Below are 8,575 nucleotides of genomic sequence, written 5' to 3'. Positions count from 1 at the left end.
CTCAACTTCGGCATCGACTTCAAGGGCGGGGCCGTGTTCCGGGTCCAGGCGGTGGAGCCGGTCACCGAGGCCAAGGTCCGCGACGCCGTCGGCCCCGTGGCCGAGGTCGTCCAGATCACCGAGAACGAGCCGGTCCAGGTGAGCGTCCAGACCGAGGTGCTGGAGCCGGCCGAGGTGACCAGGATCCGGACCGAGCTGGCCGGGGTGGCCGGCACCGAGGTCAGCGACGTCTCCACCGAGACCATCGGCTCCAAGTGGGGGAGCACGGTCTCCCGCAAGGCGATCGTCGCCCTGCTGGTGTTCCTGGTCGTGGTGACCCTCTACGTGTCGCTGCGGATGGAGTTCAAGATGGCCGTGGCCGCCCTGGTGGCGCTGCTCCACGACCTGATCATCACCGCCGGCATCTTCGCCCTGGCCCGCTTCGAGGTCACCCCGGCCACCGTGATCGCCCTGCTGACCATCCTCGGGTACTCGCTCTACGACACCGTGGTGGTGTTCGACAAGGTCCGGGAGAACACCGGCGCGCTCACCTCGATGTCGCGGACCACCTACTCCCAGGCGACCAACCTGGCCGTCAACCAGACGATGATGCGGTCGCTCAACACCTCCCTGGCGTCGCTGCTGCCGATCCTGGGCCTGCTGCTGGTCGGCAACTACCTGCTCGGCGCCGAGACCCTCAAGGACCTGGCCCTGGCCCTGTTCGTGGGTGTGGCCGCCGGCGCCTACTCCTCCATCTTCATCGCCCCGCCGATCGTGGCCATGTGGAAGGAGAAGGAGCCCCGCTACGCCCAGCTCCGGGCCCGGGTCGAGCGCCTGGGCGCCCAGGGCGCGACCGAGCGGCCCGAGCGGCCCGAGCGGCCCGCACGCCCGGTCCGGGCCGGCGGCGCGGCCCGCGACGCCCGCTCACGCCGTGCCGCCGCCCCGCCGCCGGAGCCGGAGCTGGCCCCCGATCCCGAGCTGCCACCCGACGAGGAGCTGGAGGAGGTGGCCGGGGCCGAGCCGGCCGAGCCGGCCGTGGTCGCCCAGACGCCGGCCCGCCGCCAGCCCCAGAAGCCACGCCCGACCCAGCAGCGGCGCAAGCCGTCCGGCCGCCAGCAGTCCCGCCCGGCCAAGCGCCGCCGGCGCTAGCCCCACGAGGAGGCCCCGACCGTGCCCATCGACATCCAGCGCCTGCGGGCCCTAATCCGCGACGTGCCCGACTTCCCCAAGCCGGGGATCGTCTTCAAGGACATCACCCCGCTGCTGGCGAACGAGGTCGCCTTCTCCTCGGTGATCGACGAGACCGTGGTCCACTTCGGCCGCGGCAACGTCGACAAGGTGGTCGGCATCGAGGCCCGCGGCTTCATCCTGGCCTCGCCGGTCGCCTACCACTTCGGGGCCGGCTTCCTCCCCGTGCGCAAGGCCGGCAAGCTGCCCTACCAGGTCGAGGCCGAGGAGTACGCGCTCGAGTACGGCACCGCCACCCTGGAGCTGCACGCCGACGCCGTCACCCCCGGGGAGCGGGTCCTGATCGTCGACGACGTGCTCGCCACCGGCGGCACCGCCCGGGCTGCGGCCCGTTTGGTGGAGCGCCTGGGGGGCAAGGTGATCGGCATCGCCACCCTGATCGAGCTCGAGTTCCTGGAGGGCAGGAGGCTGATCGAAGGCTATGAGTTCTTCAGCCTCATCCGGTACTGAGGTCCCCATCCTCGTGGTGGTCGAGATCCCCAAGGGGTCTCGCAACAAGTACGAGCTCGACCACGAGACGGGCCGTATCCGCCTCGACCGGATGCTGTTCAGCCCCGTCCACTACCCGACCGACTACGGCTTCGTGCCCGGCACCCTGGCCGAGGACGGCGACCCCCTGGACGCCCTGGTCCTGCTGGGCGAGCCAACCTTCCCCGGCTGCGAGATCAAGGGCCGCATCGTCGGCATGCTCGACATGGCCGACGACAAGGGCCCGGACCAGAAGCTGCTGGTCGTCCCCCTGACCGACCCCCACTGGAACTACATCCACCGGATCGATCAGGTCCCCATCCACCTGCTGCGCGAGATCGAGCACTTCTTCAGCGTCTACAAGACCCTGGAGGACAAGACGGTCGAGACCTTCGGCTGGCGCGACGCCTACGTCGGCCACGTCGTCCTCGACGAGGCGGTGGCCAGGGGGGCCGAGCATCGGCAGGCTGGCCACGGCGGGAGTACCGTGGGAGCCTAGTCGCGTCAGGTCGCCCCCAGACGACCGGGCGGCGGACGACCAACCAGGGTGGGGCCAAGCACGATGGCGCAGCAGCATCCGACGGCGGTCCCCGACGGGCTGGCGCTCGAACGGGAGCCCCAGCCCGGTGCCGGCGTGGACGGGGAGAACGGCGCGGCCGCCGGGGCCGTCACCCGGCCCTATGACGCCGGGCTGCCGCCCGAGCCCGATGTGGCTCCGCTGCTGCAGCGGGTCCGCCAGCGCAACCCCCGGGCCGACACCGCCACCGTTGGCCGCGCCTTCGAGCTGGCCCGCGGGCGCCACGGCGGCAAGCGCCGGGCCTCTGGCGTGCCCTATCTGGCCCATCCGCTGGGGGTGGCCACGGTCGTGGCCGACCTGGGGCTGGACGCCGTCTCGGTCGCGGCGGCCCTGCTGCACGACGCCGTCGAGGAGGACCTGGTCACCCTGGAGGAGATCGGCGAGCAGTTCGGGCCCGAGGTGGCCAAGATCTCCGACGGGCTGGTCAAGCTGGACCGGATCGGGTTCGAGGGCCGCGAGGCGGCCCAGGCCGAGATCATCCGCAAGATGGTCATCGCCATGGCCCGCGACATCCGGGTGCTGGTGATCAAGCTGGCCGACCGGCTCCACAACATGCGCGACGTCGGCTACCTGGACCGCGAGGCCCAGGAGGGCAAGGCCCGCGAGGTCCTGGAGATCTACGCCCCGCTGGCCAACCGGCTCGGCATCCACTCGATCAAGTGGGAGCTGGAGGACCTGGCCTTCGCGACCCTGTACCCGCTGCGGTACGAGGAGATCGCGCGCATGACGGCCGAGCGCGCCCCGGCCCGCGAGCAGTACCTGGCCGAGGTCATCGAGCAGGTGAACGCCCAGCTCAAGCAGGTGAAGCTGCGGGCCGTGGTCAGCGGGCGGCCCAAGCACTACTACTCCATCTACGAGAAGATGGTGGTGCGGGGCAAGGAGTTCGCCGAGATCTTCGACCTGGTCGGGGTGCGCATCCTGGTCGACTCGATCAAGGACTGCTACGCCGCCCTCGGGCAGGTCCACGCCGTCTGGAAGCCGGTCCCGGGCCGGTTCAAGGACTACATCGCCATGCCCAAGTTCAACCTCTACCAGTCGCTGCACACGACCGTGGTCGGGCCCCAGGGCAAGCCGCTGGAGATCCAGATCCGGACCAAGGCCATGCACCGCACCGCCGAGTACGGCGTGGCCGCCCACTGGCGCTACAAGTCCAAGGACGGCAAGCCGGCCACCGAGCAGGAGATGGGCTGGCTGCGCCAGCTGATCGACTGGCAGCGGGAGCTGTCCGACCCGCGCGACTTCATCGAGAACCTCGAGACCGACCTGTACGTCGACGAGGTGTTCGTGTTCACCCCCAAGGGCGACGTGATCCAGCTCCCGGCCGGGGCGACCCCGATCGACTTCGCCTACGCCGTCCACACCGAGGTCGGCCACCGCTGCGTCGGCGCCCGGGTCAACAAGCGGCTGGTGCCGCTCGAGCACGCCCTGGAGAACGGCGACAACGTCGAGATCTTCACCTCCAAGGCCCAGGACGCCGGTCCGTCGCGGGACTGGCTGGGGATCGTCAAGACCCCGCGGGCCCGCAACAAGATCCGCCAGTGGTTCGCCAGGGAGCGGCGCGAGGACGCCATCGAGGCCGGCAAGGACGCGCTGGTGCGGGCCATGCGCAAGGCCGGCCTGCCGCTGCAGAAGCTGACCCAGGGCGGGGCCCTGACCGCGCTCGCCGCCGACATGCGCTTCGCCAGCCTGGAGGCGTTCTACGCGGCCGTGGGGTCGGGCCAGACCTCGGCCCAGGCGGTGGTGCAGCGCCTCCTGGCCGACCTGGGCGGCGAGGAGCAGGAGGACGACGACGACGACCTGGTGCTGGAGCGGGCCGTCCGCCAGACCCGGCCCCAGCCGGCCAGCCGGGGCGTGGTCGTCAAGGGCGTCGAGGACGTCTGGGTCAAGCTGGCCCGCTGCTGCACACCGGTGCCCCGCGACCCGATCATCGGCTTCGTCACCCGCGGCCACGGCGTCAGCGTCCACCGCGAGGACTGCCCCAACGCCGACAACCTGCGCCGCGACCAGAACCGCATCATCGAGGTCGAGTGGGACACCTCGGGGCCGAGCGTGTTCGCGGTCACCATCCAGGTCGAGGCCCTGGACCGGACCAAGCTGCTGCGCGACATCACCGAGGTCCTCTCCGACCACCACGTCAACATCATGTCGGCCACCGTGGCCACCGGCCGCGACCGGGTCGCCACCCTGCGCTTCACCTTCGAGCTGGCCGACATCTCGCACCTGGCCCACGTCCTGTCCACCGTCAAGCGGGTCGATGGCGTCTACGACGCCTTCCGGGTGGTACCGCACGCCGGGAACGGCACCGGGGACCGCTAGGTGCGGGCCGTGGTGTCCCGGGTCGCCTGGGCCCGGGTGGTGGCCGACGGGGAGCTGACGGGGGAGATCGGCCCCGGGCTGCTGGTCCTGGTCGGGATCACCCACGGCGACACCGAGGCCGACGCCGCCTGGCTGGCCGCCAAGGTGGCCGCCCTGCGGGTGTTCGACGACGACCAGGGCAAGATGAACCGCTCCCTGCGCGAGGTCGGCGGGGGCGCCCTGGTGGTCAGCCAGTTCACCCTCTACGGCGACGCCCGCAAGGGCCGCCGCCCCTCCTACGTCGCCGCCGCCCCCCCGGAGCGGGCCGCCCCCCTGGTCGAGGCCGTGGCCAAGGCCCTCGCCGGCGAGGGCGTCCCCGTCGCCAGCGGCCGCTTCGGCGCCGGGATGCGGGTCGAGTCGGCCGGCGACGGCCCGGTCACCATCCTCCTGGACTCGTCCCGGGCGTTCTGACGGTCCTGTCGGTTCAGGGGTCCCGCCGGTTCAGCGATCACCACGGCCGCCGCCCCGAGGAAGGCCAGCGGCTGGGCGAGCCCCGGACCTAGCCGACGGCCGCGACCGTGCGGGCGAGCTGGTTGAGGTGGGCCAGGTCGTGGCCGGCGACCTTGGCCAGGGCCAGGTCGAAGCGCTCCTCGCCCTGCTCGCCGTGGACGCCGAGGCGTTCGCGGCCGGCGTCGTCCACCCCCTCCAGCATGGCCAGGTTGGCCGCCCGCAGCCCCTCAAGGGCGTCCAGCAGCCGCCCGGGGTCGGGACGGGGGAGCAGCGACCACGCCTTCTCGTCGTACCCCGGATAGGAGGGCCGGTCCTCGGTCAGGATCAGCCGCCAGCGGAAGCCGTAGACGATGTCGACGTCCAGCAGGTGCCCGACCACCTGCAGGGGCGTCCACTCGCCCTCGGCCATCGGGGTCCGCCAGCCGCCCTCGTCGAGCCCCGCGCACAGCTCCCGGGCCGTCGCCGGCGTGCCCCGCAGCACCTCCAGCGGCTCGCGCTCGCCAAGGGTCCGGACCAGCGCCCGGACATAGGCGGCCGGCTCCCGGGTCGCGTCGGGGATGTCGATCGGCTCGATCATGGGGTCGCCTCCGTGGTGCCGTGCAGCGAGGACAGGGCGAGGGTGGTCATGGTGGCCTGGACGCCGGTCACGGCCCGGGCGCGGTCGATCAGCTCCTGCAGGGCCAGCGGGCTGGCCGCCCGGACCTTGAGGAGCAGGCACCAGTCGCCGGTGACCCGGTGGCACTCCTCGACGAAGCCGTCGTCGCCGCCCAGCTCCAGCAGGGCCGGCCCGACCCCGGCGCAGCTGGCCCCGCCCGTCCGCACCCACACGAACGCGGTCAGGGGCAGCCCCACCGCCGCCCAGTCCAGCACCGCCCGGTAGCCCTGCAGCACCCCGGCCGCCTCCAGCCGCTTGAGCCGCTGGTGGACCGCCGGCCGCGACAGCCGCACCCGCCTGGCCAGCTGCTCCTGGCTGAGCCGGCCGTGCCGCTCCAGCAGCCGCACGATGGCGTGGTCGATGGCGTCCATGCCGAGCATCCTTGGCCAGGCGGGAACGAAGCGTCAACCACCTGACCGGAACACGAACGATCCGTTCGCGAACGGGCGCCCTAGGACGCCTTGACCCGGAGCGTCTCGATCCAGACCGCCTGCGTCGGGGTGTCGCCGCTCTGGCCGCCGACCGGGACCTCGGCGATCTTGTCGACCACCTCGCGGCCGTCGACGACCTCGCCGAAGACCGAGTAGTTCGCCTGGAGGCCCTTGGAGTTGTCCTCGAAGTTGATGAAGAACTGGCTGCCGCCCGAGTCGGGGCCGCTGTTGGCCATGGCCACCGAGTACTTCTTGTAGGCGGCCGGGCTGGAGGGCAGCTCGTCCTTGATGGCGTAGCCGGGACCGCCCTGGCCGGTGCCCTGGGGGTCGCCGCCCTGGATGACCGCGATCCCGGCCGCTCCGCCAGGCACGATCCGGTGGAACCAGGTCGAGTCGTAGAACTTCTTGCCGGCCAGGTACACCATGTTGGCCGTGGTCACCGGCGCCTTCGCCGGGTCGAGGCGGACGGTGAAGTCGCCGCAGGAGGTCTGGAAGGTGGCCAGGTAGGTCTTGTCCGGGTCGACCTTGGTGGCGGGGGCCTTGCCGAAGGTCGGGCGCTCGACCTTGGGCGGGATCTTGCCGCCACAGGCGACCTCGGCCGGGGCGGTGGGGGCGCCGGCCCGGGCGTCGTCGAACGCCGGGGCGGCGGTGGTGGACGGGGCCACGGTGGTCGCGGCCGCGCCCGCCGGGGCGTCGTCGTCGCCGGTCAGCCAGAGCCCGCCGGCCACGGCGGCCACGATCACGACCAGGGTCAGCCCGCCGTAGGTGAGCAGCGCCCGCCGCCGCCGCGCCCGCTGGCGCTCCGCCTCCCGCCGGGCCCGGAGCCGCTCCAGCTCCCGCTTGCGTGTCTGCTTCGACATCGAGTCCCTTCCGCTCACTCGCAGTCCCCGAGTCTATCGATAACCCGAGGTGGGGGCGGGAGCCCTTCCGGTAGCATGCGCCCATGCTCGTGACCGGATTTCCCGCCGGGACCTTCCAGACGAACTGCTGGCTGGTCGCGGCCTCGGCCGGCTCGGAGGCCCTGGTCGTCGACCCCGGCCAGGACGCCCTGGCCGGCATCGAGGAGCTCTGCCGGCGCCACCGCCTCAAGCCGGTGGCGGCCCTGCTGACCCACGGCCACCTCGACCACGTCTGGACGGTGGCCCCGCTGGCCGGCGCCCACGACATCCCCGCCTTCGTCCACCCGGCCGACCGGCACCTGCTCACCGACCCGCTGGCCGGGTTCGGCCCCGAGGCCCGGGCCGCCTTCGCCGGCCTGACCCTCCAGGAGCCCGACGACGTCCGCGAGCTGGCCGACGGCCAGGTGGTCGAGCTGGCCGGCGTGCGCCTGGTCGTCGACCACACCCCGGGCCACACGCCCGGGCACGTCACCTTCCGGTCCGGGGGCGAGGCCGGCCAGCCCGGGCACCTGCTGGCCGGGGACCTGGTGTTCGCCGGCTCGATCGGCCGCACCGACCTGCCCGGCGGGTCGACCGACGAGATGCTGGCCTCGCTGGCCTCCCGGTTCCTGCCCCTGCCGGACGAGATGGTGGTGCTGCCCGGCCACGGCCCGACCACCACCGTCGGCCGGGAGCGGGCGACCAACCCGTTCCTGGCCGGGCTGGACCCGGTCGGCCGGGGGGGTCCGGAGGACCGCCGGGGTGGTCCCCCGGTGGATCGGGGGGGTCCGGGGGACCGCCGGGGTGGTCCCCCGGTGGAGCAGGGGAGCCGGGCGTGAGCGGCCGCTTCGAGGCCCCCAAGGGCACCTTCGACCACCTGCCGCCGGCGTCGGGGGCCCGGGCCGAGGTCGAGCGGATCATGCTCGAGCAGGCCCGCCTGGCCGGCTACCAGCCCATCGAGACGCCGATCTTCGAGGACACGGCCGTGTTCGCCCGCGGGGTCGGCGAGGCCACCGACGTCGTCCAGAAGGAGATGTACACCTTCAGCGACAAGGGCGGCCGCTCCCTCACCCTGCGCCCCGAGCTGACCGCCGGGATCGTCAGGGCCCTGATCGAGCACGGCCGGCTCACCACCGGCCTGACCAAGGTCGTCTGCGCCGGCCCCCAGTTCCGCTACGAGCGGCCCCAGGCCGGCCGCCAGCGCCAGTTCACCCAGGTCGACATCGAGGCCATGGGCTCCAACGACCCGGCCATCGACGCCGACGTGGTCCTGGTCGGCCACGAGGTCTTCCGGCGCCTGGAGGTCCCGGTCACCCTGCTGCTGACCAGCCTCGGCGACCCGGTGTGCCGGCCCGCCTACCGCGAGGCCCTGCTGTCGTTCCTGCGCGGCCTCGGCGACAAGCTGCCGGCGGCCGCCCGGGCCCGCGCCGAGCAGAACCCGCTCCGGGTCCTGGACATGAAGGACCCGCTGGTGGAGGAGCTGACCGCCGGGGCACCGCTGGTGCGCGACTTCCTCTGCGGCGCCTGCACGGCC

Annotated in this window: 10 protein-coding genes; 7 read left to right on the top strand and 3 right to left on the bottom strand. The window is 72.9% G+C overall.

What is annotated here, in order from left to right; all coding sequences use genetic code 11:
- The 5 genes from secF to dtd all read left to right on the top strand — a co-directional run.
- A partial coding sequence (secF, locus tag VF468_08165; protein HEX5878281.1) for a protein translocase subunit SecF occupies positions 1–1,128 on the top strand: 1,128 nt, incomplete at its 5' end.
- A 27-nt stretch (positions 1,129–1,155) separates the two neighbouring features.
- Positions 1,156–1,677: an adenine phosphoribosyltransferase gene (locus VF468_08160; GenBank protein HEX5878280.1), complete on the top strand. Its 522-nt coding sequence runs from the start codon at positions 1,156–1,158 to the stop codon at positions 1,675–1,677.
- Positions 1,649–2,194, top strand: a complete 546-nt coding sequence (locus VF468_08155) for an inorganic diphosphatase (GenBank protein HEX5878279.1) — start codon at positions 1,649–1,651, stop codon at positions 2,192–2,194. Before VF468_08160 ends, VF468_08155 begins: the two co-directional genes overlap by 29 nt.
- A 63-nt stretch (positions 2,195–2,257) precedes the next feature.
- Positions 2,258–4,588 carry a bifunctional (p)ppGpp synthetase/guanosine-3',5'-bis(diphosphate) 3'-pyrophosphohydrolase gene (locus VF468_08150; GenBank protein ID HEX5878278.1) on the top strand — a complete coding sequence of 777 codons (2,331 nt, stop codon included), beginning with the start codon at positions 2,258–2,260 and terminating at the stop codon, positions 4,586–4,588.
- Positions 4,589–5,038, top strand: coding sequence for a D-aminoacyl-tRNA deacylase (gene dtd, locus VF468_08145; protein ID HEX5878277.1), 450 nt, complete (start codon positions 4,589–4,591; stop codon positions 5,036–5,038). It abuts the gene before it with no gap.
- 88 nt (positions 5,039–5,126) lie between these two features.
- On the opposite strand, the gene VF468_08140 is transcribed toward dtd, so the two are convergent.
- The 3 genes from VF468_08140 to VF468_08130 all read right to left on the bottom strand — a co-directional run bounded on the left by VF468_08140 (position 5,127) and on the right by VF468_08130 (position 7,023).
- Positions 5,127–5,654 carry a DinB family protein gene (locus VF468_08140; GenBank protein HEX5878276.1) on the bottom strand — a complete coding sequence of 176 codons (528 nt, stop codon included), beginning with the start codon at positions 5,652–5,654 and terminating at the stop codon, positions 5,127–5,129.
- A complete protein-coding gene (locus VF468_08135; protein HEX5878275.1) occupies positions 5,651–6,103 on the bottom strand; it encodes an Lrp/AsnC family transcriptional regulator in 453 nt (150 codons plus the stop codon). The genes VF468_08140 and VF468_08135 overlap by 4 nt, the downstream gene beginning before the upstream one ends.
- Positions 6,104–6,183: 80 nt before the next feature.
- Complete coding sequence (locus tag VF468_08130; GenBank protein ID HEX5878274.1) at positions 6,184–7,023, bottom strand: peptidylprolyl isomerase; 840 nt, start codon at positions 7,021–7,023, stop codon at positions 6,184–6,186.
- Positions 7,024–7,106: 83 nt separating this feature from the next.
- Here VF468_08130 and VF468_08125 point away from each other — a divergent pair, with 83 nt between their 5' ends.
- Entirely contained in the window at positions 7,107–7,880 is a 774-nt protein-coding gene (locus VF468_08125) for an MBL fold metallo-hydrolase (protein ID HEX5878273.1), read from the top strand.
- A partial coding sequence (locus VF468_08120; protein ID HEX5878272.1) for an ATP phosphoribosyltransferase regulatory subunit occupies positions 7,877–8,575 on the top strand: 699 nt, incomplete at its 3' end. The genes VF468_08125 and VF468_08120, both read left to right, overlap by 4 nt.

Source organism: Actinomycetota bacterium (assembly GCA_036280995.1).
Classification (GTDB): Bacteria; Actinomycetota; CALGFH01; order CALGFH01; family CALGFH01; genus CALGFH01.
Note: the sequence above shows the minus strand (reverse complement) of the source record. Positions and strands in the feature narration are given on the sequence as shown.